This window comes from Saccharopolyspora sp. SCSIO 74807 (assembly GCF_037023755.1).
Lineage (GTDB): Bacteria > Actinomycetota > Actinomycetes > Mycobacteriales > Pseudonocardiaceae > Saccharopolyspora_C > Saccharopolyspora_C galaxeae.
Genome location: NZ_CP146100.1, coordinates 2582349 through 2603120, shown reverse-complemented (window position 1 = coordinate 2603120; position 20772 = coordinate 2582349). Strand labels below are relative to the sequence as shown.

At 70.0% G+C, this 20772-nt stretch carries 20 protein-coding genes; 9 read left to right on the top strand and 11 right to left on the bottom strand.

Going from position 1 to position 20772, the window contains the following annotated elements; translation table 11 throughout:
- Nucleotides 1–8: 8 nt before the first annotated feature.
- Together V1457_RS11930 and V1457_RS11925 are read left to right on the top strand one after the other, a co-directional pair.
- Entirely contained in the window at nt 9–587 is a 579-nt protein-coding gene (locus V1457_RS11930) for a TetR/AcrR family transcriptional regulator (protein WP_338603499.1), read from the top strand.
- Nucleotides 587–1618 carry an SDR family oxidoreductase gene (locus V1457_RS11925; protein WP_338603496.1) on the top strand — a complete coding sequence of 344 codons (1032 nt, stop codon included), beginning with the start codon at nt 587–589 and terminating at the stop codon, nt 1616–1618. The genes V1457_RS11930 and V1457_RS11925 overlap by 1 nt, the downstream gene beginning before the upstream one ends.
- Nucleotides 1619–1755: 137 nt before the next feature.
- On the opposite strand, the gene V1457_RS11920 is transcribed toward V1457_RS11925, so the two are convergent.
- On the bottom strand, nt 1756–3246 hold the full coding sequence (locus V1457_RS11920; RefSeq protein WP_200073335.1) for an FGGY-family carbohydrate kinase: 1491 nt from the start codon (nt 3244–3246) through the stop codon (nt 1756–1758).
- A gap of 139 nt (nt 3247–3385) precedes the next feature.
- Nucleotides 3386–4801 (bottom strand): L-fucose/L-arabinose isomerase family protein, encoded by a 1416-nt coding sequence (locus tag V1457_RS11915; RefSeq protein WP_200073592.1) that lies wholly within the window; start codon nt 4799–4801, stop codon nt 3386–3388.
- A gap of 188 nt (nt 4802–4989) precedes the next feature.
- Here V1457_RS11915 and V1457_RS11910 point away from each other — a divergent pair, with 188 nt between their 5' ends.
- Nucleotides 4990–5988, top strand: a complete 999-nt coding sequence (locus tag V1457_RS11910) for a LacI family DNA-binding transcriptional regulator (protein ID WP_200073591.1) — start codon at nt 4990–4992, stop codon at nt 5986–5988.
- 120 nt (nt 5989–6108) lie between these two features.
- Here the strand turns inward: V1457_RS11910 and V1457_RS11905 are convergent, their stop codons facing one another.
- From V1457_RS11905 to V1457_RS11875, 8 genes are all read right to left on the bottom strand, one after another.
- Nucleotides 6109–6915 carry an ESX secretion-associated protein EspG gene (locus V1457_RS11905; protein ID WP_233628748.1) on the bottom strand — a complete coding sequence of 269 codons (807 nt, stop codon included), beginning with the start codon at nt 6913–6915 and terminating at the stop codon, nt 6109–6111.
- Nucleotides 6916–6926: 11 nt separating this feature from the next.
- A complete protein-coding gene (locus tag V1457_RS11900; protein WP_338603489.1) occupies nt 6927–8150 on the bottom strand; it encodes a hypothetical protein in 1224 nt (407 codons plus the stop codon).
- Nucleotides 8151–8234: 84 nt separating this feature from the next.
- Nucleotides 8235–8867 (bottom strand): DUF3558 domain-containing protein, encoded by a 633-nt coding sequence (locus V1457_RS30600; RefSeq protein ID WP_407074762.1) that lies wholly within the window; start codon nt 8865–8867, stop codon nt 8235–8237.
- Complete coding sequence (locus tag V1457_RS11895) at nt 8827–9153, bottom strand: hypothetical protein (protein ID WP_295140881.1); 327 nt, start codon at nt 9151–9153, stop codon at nt 8827–8829. Before V1457_RS11895 ends, V1457_RS30600 begins: the two co-directional genes overlap by 41 nt.
- A 182-nt stretch (nt 9154–9335) precedes the next feature.
- Complete coding sequence (locus tag V1457_RS11890; protein WP_338603484.1) at nt 9336–9530, bottom strand: DUF397 domain-containing protein; 195 nt, start codon at nt 9528–9530, stop codon at nt 9336–9338.
- Entirely contained in the window at nt 9530–10372 is an 843-nt protein-coding gene (locus tag V1457_RS11885) for a helix-turn-helix transcriptional regulator (RefSeq protein ID WP_338603481.1), read from the bottom strand. Before V1457_RS11885 ends, V1457_RS11890 begins: the two co-directional genes overlap by 1 nt.
- A gap of 476 nt (nt 10373–10848) precedes the next feature.
- Complete coding sequence (locus tag V1457_RS11880) at nt 10849–13404, bottom strand: DUF2961 domain-containing protein (protein WP_338603478.1); 2556 nt, start codon at nt 13402–13404, stop codon at nt 10849–10851.
- Nucleotides 13405–13795: 391 nt separating this feature from the next.
- Nucleotides 13796–14056 (bottom strand): hypothetical protein, encoded by a 261-nt coding sequence (locus V1457_RS11875; protein WP_338603475.1) that lies wholly within the window; start codon nt 14054–14056, stop codon nt 13796–13798.
- Between the two features lie 237 nt (nt 14057–14293).
- Here V1457_RS11875 and V1457_RS11870 point away from each other — a divergent pair, with 237 nt between their 5' ends.
- Complete coding sequence (locus V1457_RS11870) at nt 14294–15322, top strand: DUF6542 domain-containing protein (RefSeq protein WP_338603472.1); 1029 nt, start codon at nt 14294–14296, stop codon at nt 15320–15322.
- Between the two features lie 198 nt (nt 15323–15520).
- On the opposite strand, the gene V1457_RS11865 is transcribed toward V1457_RS11870, so the two are convergent.
- On the bottom strand, nt 15521–16591 hold the full coding sequence (locus tag V1457_RS11865) for a 4-hydroxy-3-methylbut-2-enyl diphosphate reductase (protein ID WP_200069325.1): 1071 nt from the start codon (nt 16589–16591) through the stop codon (nt 15521–15523).
- Between the two features lie 253 nt (nt 16592–16844).
- On the opposite strand from V1457_RS11865, the gene V1457_RS11860 reads away from it, so the two are divergent.
- The 5 genes from V1457_RS11860 (at nt 16845) to glpX (ending at nt 20762) form a co-directional block, all read left to right on the top strand.
- Entirely contained in the window at nt 16845–17363 is a 519-nt protein-coding gene (locus tag V1457_RS11860; RefSeq protein WP_338603468.1) for a lipid droplet-associated protein, read from the top strand.
- Nucleotides 17364–17606: 243 nt separating this feature from the next.
- Nucleotides 17607–18872, top strand: coding sequence for an exodeoxyribonuclease VII large subunit (gene xseA, locus V1457_RS11855; RefSeq protein ID WP_295147494.1), 1266 nt, complete (start codon nt 17607–17609; stop codon nt 18870–18872).
- A gap of 40 nt (nt 18873–18912) precedes the next feature.
- A complete protein-coding gene (locus V1457_RS11850; protein WP_200069322.1) occupies nt 18913–19320 on the top strand; it encodes a hypothetical protein in 408 nt (135 codons plus the stop codon).
- Nucleotides 19317–19580: an exodeoxyribonuclease VII small subunit gene (locus tag V1457_RS11845; protein WP_200069321.1), complete on the top strand. Its 264-nt coding sequence runs from the start codon at nt 19317–19319 to the stop codon at nt 19578–19580. Before V1457_RS11850 ends, V1457_RS11845 begins: the two co-directional genes overlap by 4 nt.
- Nucleotides 19581–19724: 144 nt before the next feature.
- Nucleotides 19725–20762 carry a class II fructose-bisphosphatase gene (gene glpX, locus V1457_RS11840; RefSeq protein ID WP_200069320.1) on the top strand — a complete coding sequence of 346 codons (1038 nt, stop codon included), beginning with the start codon at nt 19725–19727 and terminating at the stop codon, nt 20760–20762.
- The last annotated feature ends 10 nt before the right edge of the window (nt 20763–20772 follow it).

The window sequence follows — 20772 nt, the reverse complement described above, 5'->3', positions numbered from 1 at the left end:
TTTTGCCCATGGCGACGCGCGGCGAGACTCGAGCCCGGGTGCTGGTGACGGCACGCGAACTGTTCGGCAGGCAGGGCTTCCACGCGACCGGGGTCAACCAGGTCCTGGCCGAGGCGGGAGCTCCGAAGGGATCGCTCTACTTCCACTTCCCCGGCGGCAAGAACCAGTTGGCGGCCGAGGCGGTCGGGCAGGGCGCGGACGAACTGTGCCGGGTCATCGACGAGATCCTGGCGCGCACGCCGGATCCGGCGCAGGCCGTGCGGGAGTTCGCAGCTCTGCTCGCGGCGCGATTGGCCGATTCGGACTTCCTCGACGGCTGTCCGATCGCAACCGTCGCGCTCGATGCCGACGCGGACAGCGAGTCGGTTCGCACGGCGTGCGGGGCGGGCTACGACCGGTGGCTCGCGTCGATCCGCGATCACCTCGTGCAATCCGGCGAGGACACCGCGGCGGCCGAGGAGCTGGCGGTGCTCGTACTGTCCTCTTTGGAGGGTGCACTGCTGCTGGCGCGGACTCGCCGGGACGTGGCGCCGCTACGGCAGGTCGCGGACCGCATCGCAGCTCTGCTCGCGGCGGAGGGTCGGTGATGAAGCGAATCGACGCCTTCGTCACCGGCGGCACCGGGTTCATCGGCCGCTGGCTGTTGCCCGAGCTGACCGGCGGCGGCCGACGGGTGGCGGTGTTGCTGCGCGACAACCCGGACGGGCGCCACAGGTTGGCGGAACTGCGGGAATGGGTGGAAGCGCGGGGCGGCCGGAGCGACCTGCTGCACGGGCTGGCCGGAGATCTGACCCGTGATGATCTCGGGATGGACCCCGCTGACCTCGCGCTCGCCCGCACTGCGAGCCAGGTTTTCCACCTGGGCGCAGCGATGTCTTTCGGGCTGCCTGCCGAGCAGGCTCGGCAGGTCAACGTGCGCGGCTCCGAACGCGTCGCCGAACTGGCCGCCTCCGGCTCGAGCCTCGATCGGCTGGTGCTGATCAGCGGGTTTCAGCACCGGCGCTCGAGCAAGCTCGCCACCAGCCGGTACCACGACTCCAAACTCACGGCCGATGCGCGCGTCCGCGACATCGCCGAAGCGACGGGCGTCCCGTTGACCAGGGTGCATCCGGCTTCGGTGACCGGGGATTCGCGCACCGGGCAGACCTCCCAGTTCTGGGGCTGGCCGGACCTCGTCCAGGCGCTGCACCGCGGACGGCTCCCGATCGTGCCGGGCGTGCGTGATCACCGGTTGCCGCTGGTCGCGGTGGACCACCTCGCGAAGTTCCTGGCCGGTGCGCCGGAACTCGCGGAGACGGCCGGCGGGCAGTACTGGCTGCTGCACGACACTCCGCCGCTGGCCGATCTGCTGCGGATCGTCGCGGACGAGCTGGGTGTCGCCACGCCGCGGCTGCGCGTGCCGATCCCGCTGGCCGCGATGAGCCTGCAGGCCGGTCTCGACCGCTGGACCGGGATCAGCGCCGAAGCGCTGACCTTCCTCACCGCGCAGGACTTGCCGGTCGCCGAAGCTCGCCGCGTCGAGTCGACGCTCGGATTGACCCAGCCGGACGTGGCGGAGCTGGCACGGGTCACGGCACGCTTCCTCGCCGATCACGGCTTCCGGCCGACCGCGAGCTGAACGATCAGCGGGGAGGCCGCTCGCGCGAACGTGGCCTCGGCGTGCACCCGGGGCGCGGTTCCGCGTGCACGCCGAGTTTCACCGGGCCGGCGGCGAACTCGACGCCGGAGCGAGTCGCCGGTCCGGGCCGGGCGCGCTCAGTCGGCGGCGCGCTGCTGGTCGGCCAGGAAGTGCTGGGTGTCCACAGTGGACTTGTAGAGGTCCAGGTAGTGGCGGTAGAAGGCGTCGTAGCGCTCGGTTGCGGAGGGGTCGGGAAGGACGGTGCGCGCCACTGGGTTCCACTCCCGCTCGTTGACCGCCGTGCCCGTGCCGACCCCGGCCATCAGCGCATCGCCGAACGCCGCGCCCACGGTCTCGCTCGGAATCTGCTGCTCCTGCCCGGAGATGTCGGAGACGATCTGCGTCCACAGCCCGCCCTGCGTACCGCCGCCGACCGCGACCAGTCGCCCGGCGCGGCCACCGGCATCGGCCATCGCCTCGAGGTTGTGCCGCACGCCGTACCCGATTCCTTCCAGCGCCGCCCGGTACACCTCGGCACGCCCGTGGCTGGTGGTGAGCCCCATCAGCACGCCCCGCGCGTCCGGGTCGAAGATCGGCGTCCGCTCACCGGCGAAGTACGGCAACAGCAGCAGCCCCCGGCTCCCCGCGGGCGCGCCGGACGCCTGTTGCACCAGCTCCCCGAAGTCCCCGTCCACGAACCGCCGCAACCAATCGGTCACCGCACCGGAGGTCGCCATGCCCGCCGCCAGCGTGTAGGTGCCCGGGAAAACTCCGCAGGTGCCCCACAACGCCGGGTGCGGCCGCGGGTCGGTGAGCACCTGCACGAAGAACATCGTGGTCCCGTACATCAGCATCACGTCACCGGGCTCGCGCACGCCCGCGCTGGTGGCCTCCGCCCACGCGTCGATGGTTCCGGCGGTGACCGGCAGCCCTTCCGGTAGCCCCGTCTCGGCGGCGGCCGCCGCGCCGACGCGCCCGACGACCTCGGTGGGCCAGGCCAGCTCCGGCAGCGGCAGGTCCGGCGCGACGCGCTGCGCCCACTCCTTCGACCAGGCGCGTTCGCCCAAGTCGTAGAGCGGGTCGCACTGGCTGGCCGAGTGGTGGTCGAGCACGTACCGCCCGGTGAGCCGGTGCACCAGGTAGGAGCTGCACATCAGCAGCTTCTCGGTGCGCGCGTAGACCTCCGGCTCGTTCTTGGCCAGCCACCGGATCTTCGGCCCCACGGCCTGGCTGGTCAGCGCGGACCCGCCCCGGCGCAGGATCTCGTCGGCCCCGAACTCCTCGGTGAGTTCGGCGATCTCGGCGGTCGCCCGGGTGTCCACGCCGTAGAGGATCGCTTGGCGCAGCGGATTCCCGTCCCCGTCGGCGGGCAGCAGCACCGGCCCGATCCCGCTGACGCCGAGTCCTTCGATGCTGCGGCCTTCCGCGGCGGGCACCAGCTCGCCGACGATCGCCCGGAAATCGGCCCACCACACCGATTCCGCGTCGTGCTCGACCCAGCCGGGATGCGGGTAGGAGGTCTCGTGCGGCCTGGTCGCCCGGGCCAGGATCCGCCCGTCGGTGCTGACCAGCACCCCTTTGGAACTCGAGGTCCCGATGTCGATGCCGATCAGCACGCCCTCAGCCATGGCCAGTTCCTCCCGCTCGTCCCGGTCGTCCACGCAAATCGTAGGGATCGCCGCGCGCCGAATTCCTCAGAGCCTGGCGAGAAGGCCGCTGAGGTTCCGCTACCCGAACGCCTACGCAAAACAAGCGCAAAAACAGGCCCTAGCCGCGGGTCCACTCGTCGAGGCGCACCCCGAGCTGCTCGGCCACGGCCCGCATCTCGGCGCGGTAGTCGCCGGGCACCGCGTGGATGTGGTTGGCGCCGAAGTTGGACAGGAACACTTCGCCCGGGGTGTCCAGCCGCGCGAAGGCGTGCGGCCATTCCGGCGTGGACTGGTCGACGAGCTGCTGGTTGGTCGCCGCGTCGTAGTTCTCGAACTCGCCGAGCATCAGCTGCAGCCGGTACTCACCGGATTCGCGGGTGAGCCTGCCCAGCGTCATCTGCCCGGGCGCGGCGATGTGCTGCACGGACGCCCCACCGGCGGGGAAGAAGAACACCTCCGGGTAGAAGTTGACCTTCGAGAGGTTCTCCGCCGGGTCGTCGCTGCGCCCGGCGAACCAGGTGGCGTGCTGCCCGGAGTTGCACAGGTCCCAGATGTCCCGGTCGCCGTGGTAGTGCCGCACGTCGGCGAACAGCACCGGAGTCCGCGCGACCTGCTTGAACAGCTGCATCGTCAGCGCGCCGTCCATGTCGGCCTCGGTCGCGCACACGTGCGTGTCCTTCGGCCCGTTCCAGTCGTACGGGTCGTTGAGGAACGCTTCGGTGACGTCCATCGTCGCGAAGTTCTCGGTCAGCTCGGGCTGCGCCTTGATCCCGGAGAAGTCGAGGTTGCGCTCGGCGATGATGTCCCGCACCGCCTGGTAGGACCGGATCTGGCGCTCCAGCAGCTCGGGGGTGAGCTTCTTGCCGTCGTAGTGCACCCCCGCCGCGTACTGCTCGATCCACTCGCGGCCCTTGCGGGCTTCGTTGGCGTCGGCCTTGTCCGCGCGCAGCACGAGTTCGTACTGGTCGATCTCCTCGACGTCGATGCCGAACTGCCGCGCCCACTGGTCGGTGTTGGCGACAGCGGTGTTCATGCCCATCGGCCGCCCGCCGAACCGGCCGAACGTGGACCCGTGCAGCGATTTCACCGCGGCGGCCGCGGTGGCTTGGACCCCGATGGTCTCGGCGAGCGATGCGTCGTCCGGCGCGCCCCACGCGCGTGTGTGCTTGCGCCCGATCTGGTCCAGCGCGCCGCCTGCGGCCAGCATCCCCACCAGGCCGGGCTCGGTCGGGTCGGTGCTGGCGACCAGCACCAGCGGGCTCCGCGTCGCGTCCGCTGCCAGCATCGTGAAGTGCGGGAACGCCCAGACGGTGTAGTAGAAGACGGTGACGTCGACGTCGGCGGCGGCGACTTCCCGGGCCACCGAGCTCGCCTGCACGTTGGTGGCGACCAGCGAGCGCCCGGCGACGACCTCGTGCCCGGCGGACTGCAGGGAACGCACCAGTGCGTCCTGCTTGGTCTGGATGAACTCCGCGTTGCGCGCGTGCACGTGATCACGGCCGTCGGAAATGCCGACAACACCGATGCGGGCCACGGTCCCTCCCGAGATGTTCCGGCCAGGGCGGGCTGGGCATCGATCCGGACGCGACTACCCGGAGTTTCGTGCACCGTTGACCGACCGGGCTATGAGCAATCGTTTTCTCGGAAGTTATTCTGAGGTCAGCAGGGCTGTCAAGGAATCCACGCCGCGACCGCGCGGCCAGGTTGAAAGCAGGAGGTCCGGTGGCGACGATCAGCGACGTGGCGGCGAGGGCCGGTGTCTCCACGGCCACGGTCTCCCGCGCGCTCAACGGCAAGAGCACGGTCGACCCGGAGCTCGCGGCGCGGGTGAGCGCGGCGGCCGACGAACTCGGATACCGCCCGAACGGCCCGGCCCGCAACCTGCGCAAGCAAGAGACCGCGGTGCTGGCACTGATCATCTCCGACGTGGAGAACCCGTTCTTCACCGCGATCTCGCGCGGCGTGGAGGACATCGCGCACGCGGCGGGCTACTCGGTGGTGCTGTGCAACTCCGACGACGATCCGGCCAAGGAGCGCGAATACATCAACGTGGCGTTGCAGGAGCGGGTCGCTGGCGTGCTGCTGTCCCCGACGGGGCGCGGCGACAGCGCGTCGCTGCTCAACAGCCATCAGACTCCGTCGGTGGCGCTGGACCGGCCACTGCCCGACGGGGGCGGCGACACGGTGCTCGTCGACTCCCGCAAAGCCGCGGAGAGCGCGACGCTGCACCTGGCCGGGCAGGGCTACAAGCGCCTCGGCTGCCTCACCGGGCCGTACGGGGTGCCCACTGCGGACGACCGGCTGTCGGGTTTCGAGGACGGCTTGCGGACGGCGCGGCTGACCGGTGGACCGGAGTGGGTGCGCCGCTCGGAGTTCCGCGCGCAGGGCGCCGCGCGCGCCGCCCGCGAGCTGCTGGTGCAGGACGAGCGCCCGGACGGGCTGCTGGTGGCGAACAACGCGATGGCGGTCGGGGTGCTGCGGACCCTCGCCGAGCTGGAGCTGCGGCCCGGCAAGGACGTCGGGGTGATCGCGTTCGACGACGCGCCGTGGACGACGCTGCTGGATCCGCCGCTGACGGTGGTCGCGCAGCCCGCTTACGACATGGGCGCCATCGGGGCGCAGCTGCTGCTCAGCCGCATCGGCGGCGACCACATCGAGGCGACGACCAAGACCCTGTCGGCTCGTCTGGTCACGCGCGGCAGCACGCAGCAGGAGCCATGAGGACCTGATCTCGCAGAACCCGGACCGCCCACGTCGAAAAGGCGCCGCAGGAGCACTACTGCACCGCCGGACGTGCGGCGCCGGGGCGACCGGCCCGATCACCCCCGCTACCGTGCCGCCTCAGCGCGGCGCCGCGGTGACGGTCTTGCTCAGCCCGTCGATGCTCGCCGAGAGTTTGCGCTGGTCGGCGGGTGCGACGGTGAACCATTCCTGACCGTCGCCGGACTCCTTCTTCTGCGTCAGGTAGCAGCCGTCGGCGGAAGTGAAGAACGACAGCGAATTCGGCGCGCGATGCGTGCGGCCCACGCGGTGGTCGTGCGCGCGGACCGTGAACACGCCGTCGAGCTCCCGCTCCGCGGTGAGCACTGTGGACAGCACGCGCGCGTCCGCGCTGCGGACGCCGGATGCGTTCAGCGCGGATAGCAAGCTCGCCGACGGGTTCGCGCGCATCCGCTTCGAGACATTGTCCAGCAGGCGCGTCGGCACGCTGGCACTGCCGCTCTTGCCCGCGCTGGGCTTGCCGATCAGCTCGACCGCGTTGCCGGTCGGGCCGCCGAATTCGTGCAGGCTCAGCACGATGTCCCGCAGGTCGTCGTTGTCTTCCCCGTCTTCCTGGTAGGCGCGCACGGTCGCGCGGCCGTGTTCGACGTGCACGGCGTTGAACGATGTTCCCCGCGCGGCGCGCACCGCGAGTCCGACCGCGAACGGCGGCCGGGCCAGCAGGTTCCACGCCTGTTCCAGGAACGGGTGCAGCTCGTCGCGATCCAGGTAGCCGCGCTCGACGAGGTCTTGTCTGCCGAGTTCGGAAGCCCGGGAGCGATCCGCATCGCTGGGTTCGCCGGCCAGCCGCCCGACGCGCAGCAGCGGGTGCAGGTGGCTGTCGAACCGCTCGCACAAGTAGGCGGCGGCGAGCGGTCCGATCGACATCCGGCCGGTGCTCAATCCTGGTTCCCCCAGTCACCGAACACCGGCGGGGCGACTGCGCGCATGTCGTTGGTGAACACGTCTTCGTCCTCGACGAGCCAGGTGGGGCGGTCGTGCTGCTGCTCGTCGTCCTGCTGGCCGCGCTGAGCACCACCCATGCCGCCGGGCGCGCCCGCGCCACCGCGAGCACCGGCCGCTGCGCCCTGCGCACCCGCGCCGCCAGCGGCGGGCGAACCGCCGACGCCTCCGACACCGGAGCGTCCACCAGCGCCGACGCCACCACCGGCACCGCCGCCCGCACGAGCGCCCGCGCCGCCACCGGCACCACCACGAGCACCACCGGCACCTTGACCGCCGGGCCCACCGCCCGGAGCGGGAGCCCACCGGCCGTTGTAGGGGTTCTGCCGCTCCCACGCGCCGGTCTGCGGGTTCTGCCGATAAAGCGTCCCGTCCGGACCCCGCATCACTCCCGGCGGCAGCGCGCCCGGAGCCCACGCCGAACCACTACCGGCGGGCGGAGCAGCAGCACCCGGCGCCGCACCACCCGGAAGCACGCCACCACCGGACGGCCCCGACGCCCACGACGACGAGTTCCCGGCCGGTTCCCCGCCGCCCATGGACGGACCGCTGCTCATCGAAGTCCCGGCCATCGCGTCGTTCGCACTCGGCATCCCGGAACCGGGCGCGGACTGCGGCGGCGGAGCGGGCTGCTCCATCGGCTTGAACTCGGGGGTTCCGGCGAGGTTGGACTGGGTGTCGTTCTGGTACTGGCGCTGGGCATCCGCGGCGCGATCATTGGTCGCCTGGAAATCTTCCTGGCGCTCCTCGTAGTCGCTGGCCCAGCCGAGGTACCAGGTCTTGTCCCAGCCGCCGTTCTCGACCCAGCCCTTCTCCGGCGGGTCGAGCTGGACCTCGCGGCCGTTGGGGAGCGTGTCGCCCTCGCCGGGAATCTGGTGGAACGTCTTGTTCTGGATCTCCGCCTGATGGGTCAGCGCTTTCTGCACGCCCTTCGCGGTTTCGGCCGCGGCGTCGAGGTGCGGCGTGATCTCGCCGATGGACGCTTTCGCCGCGTCAGCCGCTTTACCTTCGTGAGCGCCCTCGGCCTTGTTGATGGCCGACTCGATCTGCGCGCGGAGTTCGTGGAACTCCTTCTCGACACCGGCCCACTCCTTGGCACCGTCGTCCAACGCCTTCGGCAGGCTGGTCGCGTTACCGTCACCGGCCATGTTGGCCCGCAACTGACGCGCACCTCCCGAGTAGCACATCGACGCGCTCAGGTCACTCGAAACCGATCCGGACAACTCCGAAACCCCCTCAGTTACTTACTTAGCCGCAGGCCAGGACGGAACAGCCGACTCCAACGTCTTCTTGGCCAGGTCGCACGGGTCGGCCGTGCGCGGGTCGGGCACGTCGCTCGCGGCCTGAACAACTTGATCCGGTTTGGAAGCAACGAAGATCGAGCACATCCCGTCCGACATCGGGTCTTTCTCATTCGCCCGAACTGCGGGATGGCCAGCGATAGTTAGCTTCTGAAAGTCAACGTATTGACCGGAATTTCCATAATAGTCTTGCAGCGTGCGATCAGCGAAAACAGCAAGCGAAGCCCCCGCTGCTCCATCAGGACTGCTCCATAGGCAACGATTGTCATCGTCGTCACCAAAGGAGCTCGAGGATTTCCGCCCCTGATGCGCCAACCCAACAGACTCAGCCCCCTGAGCGGGAAGCAGCGAGCACGAGTCCACAGTGGCGGGATCCTTCGGATCGCTGACGCTAATGCCACCAGGATTCGACGCCTGCGGCTGCGGGGGCTGGCCAGCTTCCTGCCCGGGAGAACAAGCCGACAAGAGCGAGCCGAGGAGCACGGAGCCGACTAGGGCCCATGCGCGAAGTTTGTTGCCCGCGTTTACCACAGTATCAAGCCTGCCTGTTGATTCGATCAGAATCGACCGTTGCATTGTCTTCAGCGCGGCGGTACTCCTCGAGCGTCGCCCGATAAGCTTCGATCTTTTCGGTCAATCTGTCTTTAACCGCGTCAGCGGACGCGCGCAACGAAGCCGAGTCGCCACTGGCGCGTTCGATGAACTTCTGCCGAGCCGTCTCCGTCGTCGAATCCTTAGCTGTCAACTCGCCAGGCTTGACCGACATCGCCTTATGCGCGGCTGCGCGAGCCCGGTCGCGGGCGTCCTCCAGCTCCTTGATGGCGCCCTCTAACGCCTCCGGGTCGATCCGGAAACCGGTCATGCTTCCTCCCCTGGCATGTCCACGTCGGCAGAGCATAATGCCCGAGTCGAGCCGCGCGCGTGCGCGCACTTACTCACTCGTTGCCATGATCCACGTCACATTTCAGCCGTGCTCCGACCTTCGTGCTCACTCGGATAGAGCAACGATTCGAGTCACGGGCCCGCGACAGCACGCGGCGAGGATCAGCGATCGTGCCGACCGGCCTTCACGGCGTCCAGGAACGAGGCGAACGCGGCCGCGTCCAACCGCAGAACCGGCCCCGACTCCCCCAGCTTCGAGTCACGGACAGCAGGGCCATCAACACCGACAGCGATCTCGACGCACTCGTTGAGGTTTCCGCTGTAGGTGCTCTTCCGCCAGGTGGGTTGCTGATCCATCAATCCTCCATCGCGCGCAACCAGTCCGCCGACTCCTTCGGAGTGAGCGCTGCCGCGGCGACATCCTCGAAAGTCAGCGTGAACGCATGAACGTCATTTGCATTCTCCACCCACGTACCGCCTCCCGGGTACTCCAGGTAGACGGCGTCCGGGTCGTCCTCGTCGCGGAAACCGAGGATGGTGACCGGTCCGGATGAGGTGCCGTAAGCACCCGCTTCCAGCGGGACCACTTGGATGGTGACGTTGTCCTGTTCGGACATCGTGCGCAGGTGCCGCAGCTGTTCGCGCATCACGGACTGCCCGCCGACCTGCCTGCGAAGCACACCCTCGTCGATGAGCGCGTGCAGTTGCACCGGGTCAGGCGCGTCCAAGCGCCTCTGCCTGGCCCGTCGTGATCGGACAGCGCGCCGCGAGTCCGTGTCAGTGCCGAAGTGCCGCGCCGCTGCATGGATCGCGGTGGCGTAGTCGACCGTCTGCAACAGTCCGGGAACCGCCAGGGGCGCCAGCGAACGCACGCTCACCGCCTCCGCTTCAGCCCGTACGAAAGCGCGGTACTTGGTCGGGTGCGCAGTGGACACCTGAATCCGGGTGCCATCAGCCCGCGCGTCGTCCCACATCGCTTGCGCTTCTCGACGTTGCTCGTCGGAAGCTCCGTAGAACGCCAACAGCGCGCCGAGTTCGGAGAAGTTGCAGAGGAAGTAGCCGTTCTCGATCTTCGAGATGCTGGTCTGCGATTTGCGCAGCAGCTCCGCGACTTGATCATGCGTGAGGTCCGCAGTTTCCCGTAGTGCCAGCAAGAACTGACCGAGCCTGCGCTTGCGGCGGGTCTGCGTACTGGGCATCGGCGACTCCCTTCGGTCGCCAGGAACCTTATCCGCGAACACCCGGCGAACATGATCACTCTTCCGGGTACTGTACGGGGCGCATAAAACCCCCTTAATCTTCACTGCGGCGATCCCCTCCCATCGCCGTCGCCGGGCCGGTGGCCGAATTCCTCCTCCCCGACAAGGTCACCGGCCCGGCGTCCCCTCTGGTCCTCGGGGGTTGCATGGACGCAGCAATGGATCAGGCGCGGAGCTGGCGCGGGGTGTTCACCGGCGATCGGCTGCACCACGTCACAGCGGCGAACGCGCGGCGAGTCCCGGCGGGCAACGGTGTCCGATTAGGACTGGCCGAGTGCGGATCCGTCTGCGTGCCACCCGTCCCGGAGCAGTGGCCGCTGCCGCCGTGCGCGCACTGCCATCCCGAAAGTCCTTGGCACGCATGAAAAAGTCGTGCCCGGCGGTCGGAACCACCGGGCACGACTGGAAAAGCGGGCTCAGTGCCCGAACACGGTGTACCGCGCCGCCGTCCACGCCGGAGCGCCGCCGACCGGCACCAGCTCGACCTGCACCGAATCCTTGCCCTGGGTCAGCGCGGGCGGCAAGTCGAACGAATCCTGCAACCAGCGGTGCGTGCCGTTGCCCAGCGGCTGCATCCAGGTCCCTGCGGGCTGACCGTCCACCCGGACCTCCACCTGCTGGTACGCCTGCGCCTGGTCGGCGAGCCTGGTCAGCCGCGCCCCGGAGTTGTCCGGGTTCAGCCCGACCTGGAACCGGATCGGGCCCGTCGCGGACGCGACCTGCCCGTTGTGCTGCTGGTCGTCCGCGTCGCCCTCGAAGGTCGAGGTCAGCGGGGCCGTCGTCTCACCTTCCGCGGTGTAGCCGTGCTGCTCGCGGCTGCGCGGATCGGCCAGGTCGATCTCGTCGACCTGCTGCTGCGAAGCCGGTTTTCCGCCGTACCAGTAGGCAGTGGAGCTGTAGTCGCCCGGCTCGTCGTTGTCCGGACCGTGCTCTATCCCGGCTACCAGGCCGTCGTTGAACGGCACCGCGTCCGGCACCTGCTGGCGGTACGCGCCGGTGCAGTCGTACTGGCAGCCGTCACCGTTGACCTCGTGCGACGGATTGCCCGCCAGCGGCATCGAGAACGTCGTGCCGTCCCGGAAGTACCAGCCCGACTCGTAGTAGTCCTCGCTGCCGGTGCCGTGCCAAGCCGGGCTCGGCGAGCCGTTCACGTAGAACCGCTCGTCACCCTCCAAGTAGTTGCGCTGGTTGGCGGCCTCGTCCGCCTGCGACATCGACATCGGCTGCTGCGGGTGCCGGTTGGTCTGCGGCGGAATCAGGCCGCGCATCGAGTGCGTGACGCCGTAGAACGTTCCGGAACCCTGCGCCTGGACGAAGTTCCAGTCCTGGCCGGGCGTGGTGTTGCCGCGCTTGTGCGTGGCGTGGAAGTAGCCGGTGTTCTCGGTCGCCTCCGCCGGTGCGGTGGTCACCTCGGCGGTCATCCCGTCGATCGGCACGCCGCCGCCGTTGACGATCTCGACGGTGGCGCTGCGGTTGAACGGCATCGGCCACCAGGCCGTGTACCAGCCGCCGTCGCCCGGGTCGATCGAGCTCATCATGCTGCGCACGTCGAACTCGCCGAGGCCGGAACCGAAGAACTCGCCGATCGGTGCGTCCACAGTGGTCTGGCCGTCGAAGGTGATGCGCACCCGCGCGGTCTCCAGCAGGTGCTCCGAAGCGGTGACCTGCTCCGGCGCGAAGGCGTAGCGGCCGACCAGCTTCTCCCGCGCGAACACCGAGTTGTCGATGCGGTAGCCGTGCGCCGCCTCCTCGCCGGGATGCGCGGGGCCGACGTCGAGCACGTCGGTGCGGACCCACTCGCCGTTGACCTTGCTCTGCACGTCGTAGCGGAACTCGTTGACGTCCTTCGAGGACGAGACGAAGCGGTTCGCGACCTCCACCGTGGACTGACCGGCGGTGATCTCCGGCGGAACGTCGATCGCCTGCACGCCCCACCCGCCGGGTTCGGCCGCGCCGCTGCGCCACTCACCGGCCGGAGCGCCGTTCACGCTCAGGCCCGCCACCTGGTCGGCGACCTGCGGGTCGAAGCGGCGCACGATGCGCACGCCCTCGTTGTCCGGATGCACCGCCGCGTCGAACCTGCTGCCGCCGCCGGCGCCGAACGCACGGCCGTCGTCGACGACCCGCGGGCTCGGCACCACCTGCGGAATCCGCAGCCGGAACTCGTTGACCTGCCCGGGACCTTCGAGCTGCGCGACCGGAGCGGCCGTGCCGGGCGCGACGGAGAAGTCCCGGCGCGTCGGCTGCGCACCTTCCGCGGGCCCCTTCGGGTCGGCGATGCCGAACCGGCGCAGCCGGTCGATCACGTCCTGCGCCGGATCGGCCGGGTCGAAGGTCTGCACGCCCTCCGCATCGGCGAAAGTGCGGTAATCGACGTGGTAGAAAGCCGGATTGTTCTGCACCGTGACCCGCATCGACTCGCGGTACGGCATCGGCACCTTGATCACCGCGCCGCCCGCGGAGTCCTCGGCGTTGCCCACCAGCGGCCAGACGAACGGGGCGCCGACCCGGCCGCTGACCACGTCGATCAGCGGCGCGTCCAGCACCGTCCGCCCGTCCAGCTCGATGGTGATGTTGCCGGTGCCGGTCACGTCACCCCACGGCTCGCGGGTGAACCACATCGACGAGATCTCGCCCGCACCGGCCCGCTCCGCGATCACGCAGCCGCGTTCGGAATTGCGCAGGCACGAGTAGGTCCCCTCGAAACCGTCGTCGTTGCTGCCGTCGCGGGCGAAGCTGGAGAACTGCCCGCTCTGCTCGCTACCGCGCAACTGCGTGAGCCCGCTCGGATCGCGGTAGGTGTCCCATCCGACGCTGCCCTTGTTCGCCGCCGGTGCTTGCTGGGCGTGCGCAGGGCCGGTGTCGGCCACCATCGCGGCGGCGGCCAGCGAGGCGGCGCCGAGGTAGGCGCTGAGCCGCACGGGCAGCCCGCGCTCGGTAGTGCCGGGCCTGGATCTGCTGCGAGAACTCATCAAAGCTCGCCCTCCCCACATCGCTGCCCGCATTGGACAACGGTGTCCTGTCGTTCGACGCGCGGTTGGGATAGGTATCTCCCCCGGAACAAGGGGCGCGAAGATCGCGCCCCGGTTCATCCGGCAGGGTAGGAAGGTGTTCCGTTCGTTCCAAGGCACATCGCGGACCCCCTGGAATCCGGGGGTTGAAATTCACTCAATGAGATGGTGCCGAGCGTAGCGGCTGGAAACTACCACCATCCAGGTGGATTTGCTTTCATTCGGGTCTCGGCCGAGAAACATTCCACGGAAAGTCGCACGTCAACGCGACGCGTGGCTCGCGCGGTAAACACGGTGCGCACTCAGCACCGATTCGGCCGGGAGCAGACCCGCTCCGCGTTCTCCTTCGTGATCAATTCCGTTCGTTGCGATGGGGTGTGCAATCGACCGGCGGCTTCTCGGCGACCTCGGCCGCTTCCGCGCCATCGGTCGGGTGCGGGTCGGTGGCCTGGAACCTGCCGGATCGCCGGACGCGGATGCCGCCGGATTCCGTCGGCAGGCCGTCGATGCCGGCGAACGGCTGCCGCTCAGCGGCGGGCAGCTGATCAACCGGGTGGTCGCGCGCCGACGCAGCGGTGATCGCGATGAGCTCCACGAGTGGCGCTGTGCTCATGAAATCACCTCGCCCGACCACGGCACCCGAGGCAACCGGCCACGAGAAAACGATTGCTCGAAGTTAGGTTTTCCGGCCCGCCGTGTCAAGGTCCACAGCCCGCTCGGCCGAGGCCCGGCCGCCGTTCGGCCGCGCCATGATCACGATCCGGTCACCTCGGGGTAAAACCCGCAGCCATGCGGCCGACTAGCGGAGAGGCCGTTCCGCGGTCGCTCCGGGCAGTTACGGTTGGCACCTGTGACCGCCACACGCGAGCGCCAGAGCGCCCCCTCCCCCGACGACGGCGCCCCCCGATGGTCCGAACGGTCCGCGTTCGGCAACCGCAGAGGCGTCCCGCTATGGGGCGCGCTGCTGCTCGCACTCGGCCTGGCGGTGCTGGGCACGGCAGCCGACCTGCTGATCAACGCCAAGACCGCGACGCTGACCAACTCGGGGTTGGTGATCGGCTGCGTGCTGGCGGTCCTGCTGGTGCGGCGCGCGAGCGTGTTCGGGCCGATGGTGCAGCCGCCGCTGGTCACGCTGGTGGTGCCGGTGCTGGCGATGGCGTTCGGCGCCGGATCGGGCAGCAAGGGCATCTCGGGCCTCGCGCTGGAACTGGTCAACCCGTTGATCAACAGCTTCCCGATGATGGCGACCACCACCGGTGTGTGCGTGGCGATCGGGCTGGTGCGGATGTTCCTGCTGCAACGCGCGCGGGACGCCGAAAGCGGTGATCCGGAGGCGACCGCGCAGAAGAAGCCGGTCCGCGACCGGCAGCCGCGGAAGGACTCCGCGAAGCAGGAAGCTCGCAGCAAGGAAGGCGCGAAGCGGGACGAGCGCGGCCGTCCGCAGCGCCGCCCCGCCGAAGGGCAGGGCAACCGGCCGCGGCCGGACTCCGGGGGTGCCGCGCGCGGCCGTCCCGCTCCCGAGCAGGGCGGCAGACCGCGACCGGCGCCCGGCGGTGCCCGCGGCGAAGGCAAACCGGATCGCGGTGAGCGCGCGCCGGGGCGCGGCTCCGGCGGGCGCGGCGGCGAGCGGGGCACGCCGCCCGGACGCGGACAGCCTCCGCGCGGGGGCGGGCGCGGCGAGGGCGGCGGCCGGCCGGCGCCCGGCCGCGGCAGGGCCGAGCCGCCGCGCCAGGGCCAACCTCGCCAGGGCCAACCGCGGCAGGGCGGGCCCGGCCAGGGCGGCCCCAGGCAGGGCGGCCCGAATCCGGGTGGGCAGAAACCCGGCGGCGAACCGCCGCGGCGCCCGCGGCGTTCCCGGGGCGACGACTTCTTCGACTGAGCGGACTTCGCCACCGTCGGTCCGACCGGAACGGGCGGCGGATCCGGTCGCTCCCCAACATCGAAGTGGCGAGGAGAATGCCGCACGCGGACTCCGGAGCGAACGCACCAGTCGAATTCGAGCCGCCCGACACGTTCTTCCGGTGAAAGCAAAACGGCCCGCCCCCGAGAATCGGGAACGGGCCGCCAGAAGGCTCGATCAGCGCACGCCCTTGGGCGAGTCCGGGTTGTCCTTGAGGTCCTTGCGCAATTCCCGCGGCAGCGCGAAGGACACCTTCTCGTTCGCGGTGGTGACCTCCTCGACATCACCCCAGCCGCGCTCGGCGAGATGGTCGAGAACCTGCATGACCAGCACGTCCGGCACCGAAGCACCGCTGGTGACGCCGACGGTGGAGACGTCGTCGAACCAGGATTCCTCGATCTGCTCAGCGTAGTCGACCAGGTGCGCGTCGGTGGCGCCCGCCTGCATCGCGACCTCGACCAGCCGCTTGGAATTGGACGAATTCTGCGAGCCGACCACCAGGACCAGATCGCATTCCGCGGCCATCGCCTTCACCGCCACCTGCCGGTTGGAGGTGGCGTAGCAGATGTCGTCGCTCGGCGGCGCCTGCAGATCCGGGAACCGGTCCTTGATCTGGTCGACCCGCTCCATCGTCTCGTCCACGCTGAGCGTGGTCTGCGACAGCCACACGACCTTGTTCGGGTCGCGCACGTCGACCTTGTCGACGTCCTCGGGCTTGTCGACCAGCTGCACCCGGTCCGGGGCCTCGCCCGAGGTGCCCTCGACCTCCTCGTGGCCCTCGTGACCGATCAGCAGGATGTCGTAGTCGTCGCGGGCGAACCGGTTGACCTCCTTGTGCACCTTCGTCACCAGCGGGCAGGTGGCGTCGATGGTGCGCAGGTTGCGGTTCTTGGCCTCCTCGTGCACCGCGGGCGAAACGCCGTGCGCGGAGAACACGACCAGCGCGCCCTCGGGGACCTCGGAGGCCTCCTCCACGAAGATCACGCCGCGCTCTTCGAGGGTCTGCACGACGTGCTTGTTGTGCACGATCTCCTTGCGCACGTACACCGGCGGACCGTAGGTCTCCAGCGCCTTCTCGACGGTGTCGACGGCGCGGTCCACGCCGGCGCAGTAGCCGCGGGGCTTGGCCAGCAGCACCCGCTTCTGCGCAGCGGCCGAGTTCGTCGCGTCCGGCGCTGCGCCGGGTCCTGCCTGGTCAGCGTGGTCTGCCGAGTTGGCGGGCTCGGTGGCCTGCGGCGAGGTCGTCATGGTTTCAAGGGTACGGATCGTCCCGGTGAGGGTCAGCCCGGCCACCGGCTCATGGCTCCGTTGCGTGACCCACTCTCACCGGTTCCGTGAGCACGTTCAGTGATCACGAGTGGACCCAACGGCTCGATTGGGCCGTCCGGATGCGCTGCCTAGTTCGATCAGACTAATCGCGGTTCGGGGAACAGGTACTGCGAGTGCAAGATTCCGCACGGGTTCGATGGCTTCTGCCGGGCGCGTGCGGCAGGCTGTGGCCATGTCGTCGTTTCCGTTGCCGATCCGGGTCGCGGCCGGGCTCGCGGCCGTCACCGTCGAAGAGGCCAAGCGCCTGCCGGGTCAGCTGCTCGGCCTGCCGGTCACCGTCGTCAGCCAGGCGTTGCAAGTGTCGATGCGGGTGCAGCAGCAGGTCACCGAACTGGCCATCAAAGGCGACGAGGCGCTGTCCGCGCTGCGCGGCACCGAGCAGCAGCCGGAGTGGGCGACCTTCGACGAGGACGAACAGCCCGGTCCCGCCGGTGGCGACGCCGCAGGCGGCACGGGCACGGCCGAGCCGGCACCGGGACCGGTCACCGACCTGGGAGAACCGTCCGCGCTCGGCGACGACCTCGCGGTGCTACCGGAGTACGACCAGATGAGCCTGCCGCAACTGCGCGGCAAGCTGCGCGGGTTCTCCGAGTCCGAGCTGGTGGTGCTGCTGGAGCACGAGCAGCAGCACGCACGGCGCCAGGATTTCGAGCGGATGCTCTCGAACCGCCTGGAACGCCTGCGGCAGTGAGCTCCGCCGCGGCAGGAAACCCCTGCACGGCAACGAGTCCCGCGGCAAGCAGCGAGCACCGGTGAGCTCCGCTGCAAGGCAGTGCGCTCCGCCGCGCAGCGAGCAGTCCCGCCGCACAGGGCGAGTCCGCACCGCACCGAGGTTCCGCTGCGCGGCCGAAGCAACACCGCTGCCCGGCAGGAATCGCGCACGCGCGCCGTATGATCGCGCCGGTCGATGCCCGGACGCGGAGAGGAGCGCGCGGTGCCCCCGAACAATCCGACGCCGAACAATCCGGGCGCATCGAGCAGCCCCACTCCGACCAGCCCGGAGCAGCCGTGGCCGGTGCGGACCGTGGCGCGCAAGGTCGCCGACTGGATCCACCGGCTCGGCGACGTGTGGGTGGAAGGTCAGCTCACCCAGATCAAGATCCGGCAGGGCAACGCGACGGCGTTCATGGTGCTGCGCGACCCGTCCGCCGAGGTATCGCTGAGCCTGACCTGCTCGTCGGCGCTGCTGCGCCAGCAGGATCCGCCGCTGACCGACGGCAGCCGCGTGGTGGTGCACGGCAAGTTCTCGTTCTTCCTCGGCCGCGGGACGCTGAGCCTGCGGGTCGACGAGATCCGCGCGGTCGGCGTCGGCGAGCTGCTGGCCCGCATCGAACGGCTCCGGGCGCTGCTGCGCGCCGAGGGGCTGTTCGATCCGGCGCGCAAGCGCGCACTGCCGTTCCTGCCGAACAAGATCGGCCTGGTCACCGGGCGTGCCTCTGCCGCGGAGCACGACGTGCTCAGCAACGCCGAACTGCGCTGGCCCGCGGTGCGCTTCGAGATCCGCAACGTCGCCGTGCAGGGTTCGACCGCGGTGCCGCAGATCCTCGATGCGCTGGGCGAGCTGGACCGCGACCCCGAGGTGGACGTGATCGTGCTCGCCCGCGGCGGCGGCAGCGTGGAGGACCTGCTGCCGTTCTCCGACGAGGCGCTGTGCCGGGCGGTGTCGACCTGCCGCACCCCGGTGGTCAGCGCGATCGGGCACGAACCGGACTCACCGCTGCTGGACCACGTCGCCGATGTGCGCTGCTCCACCCCCACCGGGGCGGGCAAACGCGTCGTACCGGACATGGCCGAAGAGACCCAGCGGGTGGCGCAGCTGCGCGACCGCGCCCGGCGGGCGCTACACGGATGGGTGGATCGCGAGCGCAGGCTGCTGGACTCGTTGCGCAGCCGCCCGGTGCTCGCCGACCCGCACGGACCGCTGCAGCGCAGATCAGAGCAGGTGCAGGTGGCGCGGGACCGGGCACGGCGGGCGATCACGACGGTGCTCACCGCCGAGGGGCACGCGATGGCCGCGACTCGATCACGCTTGACGACCCTCGGTCCGGCGGCCACTCTTGCTCGCGGGTACGCGGTTGTGCAGCGCGTCGATCCCGAGGGCGCGGACGGTGTCCTGCGCTCGGTCGAGGACGCGCCACCGGGAACCGAACTGCGGGTCCGAGTCGTTGACGGTGCGGTGCGCGCCGTCGTACCCGAATGACGGTGCGGCGCGCATCGTCCGGTGTGAAGGGGAGGTCGTGGTGCAGTCAGCGCAGGAACCCACGTTCCTCCCGTTGACCGTCGCGGTGACCAGCTCACCGGACCTCGGCGGCGCGGAACGGGTGCGGCGGTGCGCCCAGGAGGCCGATGCGGCCGCGGCCCACTGCTGGACTGCGCTGCTCGGCGGCTGCGACGCCGGCGAGCGCAGGACGCTGCCGGTCAAATTGCGCGCGCTGGCCGAGGCGACCTCCAGCTACGGCGGAACCAGGTGGTGGGTCGGCCGCGGCGCCGCGCACCGACGTAGGGTCACCGAAGCGCAATTGCGCATCAACGACGCGGTCCGCGAAGGCGACGGCGCCGAGTTCGCCGAGGCGTTCGTCGGCTACGACCAGGCCATCGCGACCGCCGTGGTGTCCGTGCCCGCGAAGCTGGAGAGCCCCGCCCCGTGACCAACGAGCAGCAGGACGAGCAGTTCGACCCGGTCGCCGATCACCCCGAAGTCGCCGAACTCGGCTACGAGCAGGCGCGGGACGAGCTGGCCGAGGTGGTCAAGCAGCTCGAGGCAGGTGGGCTGTCGCTCGAGGACTCGCTGGCGCTGTGGGAACGCGGCGAAGCGCTGGCCACGGTGTGCGAACGGCACCTCGCGGGCGCCCGGGAACGCGTGGAGCGCGCGCTGGCATCGGTGGAGGAGCCCGCCGAGTCCGAGTGAGCCCGGGACCATCCGGCCCGAGGCGGAGCGTGGCCTCGCCCACGTGACCCGGCCTCGGGGTGTGCGATCTGGGAAGATCCGTGAACACGAGCGCGCCTCGCCCGCGCGCCGATGCACAGCCCAGTTCGCCGACCGGGAGGCGCGATGAGCACGTCCACCACGCAGAGCCGCCACGAAGCGCCTGACCGCAACCTCGCGATGGAACTCGTGCGGGTCACCGAGGCCGCCGCGATGGCCGGCGGCCGTTGGACCGGGCGCGGCGACAAGAACTCCGGCGACGGCGCCGCCGTGGACGCGATGCGCAAGCTGATCGGCACCGTGTCGATGCGCGGCGTCGTGGTCATCGGCGAAGGCGAGAAGGACGAAGCGCCGATGCTGTTCAACGGCGAAGAGGTCGGCAACGGCAACGGCCCCGAGTGCGACGTCGCGGTGGACCCGATCGACGGCACCACGCTGCTGAGCAAGGGGATGCCGAACGCGCTCGCGGTGCTCGCGGTGGCCGAGCGCGGCGCGATGTTCGACCCCTCGGCGGTGTTCTACATGGAGAAGCTGGCGGTGGGACCGGAAGCGGCGGACGTGGTGGACATCTCCGCGCCGGTCGCCGAGAACGTCCGCCGGGTCGCCAAGGCCAAGCACATCGACGTCTCGGACGTGACGGTGTGCATCCTGGACCGGCCGCGGCACGACAAGCTGGTTTCCGAGGTGCGCGAGGCGGGCGCCCGGATCCAGTTCATCTCGGACGGCGACGTCGCGGGCGCGATCGCGGCGGCCCGCCCGGACAGCGGCGTGGACATGCTGATGGGGATCGGCGGTACGCCGGAGGGCATCATCACCGCCTCCGCGCTCAAGTGCATGGACGGCGAGATCCAGACGCGGCTGTGGCCGAAGGACGACACCGAGCGGCAGCAGGTGATCGACGCCGGGCACGACGTGGAGCGAGTGCTGACGACCTCGGACCTGGTGCGCGGGGACAACGTGTTCTTCTGCGCCACCGGGATCACCGACGGGGCGCTGCTGAAGGGCGTGCACTACCGCGCGAACCGGTGCAGCACGCAGTCGATCGTGATGCGGTCGAAGTCCGGCACGGTGCGGGTGATCGAGGGTTCGCACCGGCTGGCGAAGCTGCGCGAGTACTCCAACGTCGACCTGGACGGCCAGGACACCGGCCGGCACGGCGCCTGACCGCGATCCT

Bases quoted from the DNA above. Each gene is read 5' to 3' on its own strand.
- V1457_RS11930 (WP_338603499.1), top strand. From the start codon at position 9: ATGGCGACGCGCGGCGAGACTCGAGCCCGGGTGCTGGTGACGGCACGC.
- V1457_RS11925 (WP_338603496.1), top strand. From the start codon at position 587: ATGAAGCGAATCGACGCCTTCGTCACCGGCGGCACCGGGTTCATCGGC.
- V1457_RS11920 (WP_200073335.1), bottom strand. From the start codon at position 3,246: ATGGCTGAGGGCGTGCTGATCGGCATCGACATCGGGACCTCGAGTTCC.
- V1457_RS11905 (WP_233628748.1), bottom strand. From the start codon at position 6,915: ATGTCGATCGGACCGCTCGCCGCCGCCTACTTGTGCGAGCGGTTCGAC.
- V1457_RS30600 (WP_407074762.1), bottom strand. From the start codon at position 8,867: ATGCAACGGTCGATTCTGATCGAATCAACAGGCAGGCTTGATACTGTG.
- V1457_RS11895 (WP_295140881.1), bottom strand. From the start codon at position 9,153: ATGACCGGTTTCCGGATCGACCCGGAGGCGTTAGAGGGCGCCATCAAG.
- V1457_RS11890 (WP_338603484.1), bottom strand. From the start codon at position 9,530: ATGGATCAGCAACCCACCTGGCGGAAGAGCACCTACAGCGGAAACCTC.
- V1457_RS11885 (WP_338603481.1), bottom strand. From the start codon at position 10,372: ATGCCCAGTACGCAGACCCGCCGCAAGCGCAGGCTCGGTCAGTTCTTG.
- V1457_RS11880 (WP_338603478.1), bottom strand. From the start codon at position 13,404: ATGAGTTCTCGCAGCAGATCCAGGCCCGGCACTACCGAGCGCGGGCTG.
- V1457_RS11875 (WP_338603475.1), bottom strand. From the start codon at position 14,056: ATGAGCACAGCGCCACTCGTGGAGCTCATCGCGATCACCGCTGCGTCG.
- V1457_RS11865 (WP_200069325.1), bottom strand. From the start codon at position 16,591: ATGACGACCTCGCCGCAGGCCACCGAGCCCGCCAACTCGGCAGACCAC.
- V1457_RS11860 (WP_338603468.1), top strand. From the start codon at position 16,845: ATGTCGTCGTTTCCGTTGCCGATCCGGGTCGCGGCCGGGCTCGCGGCC.
- glpX (WP_200069320.1), top strand. From the start codon at position 19,725: ATGAGCACGTCCACCACGCAGAGCCGCCACGAAGCGCCTGACCGCAAC.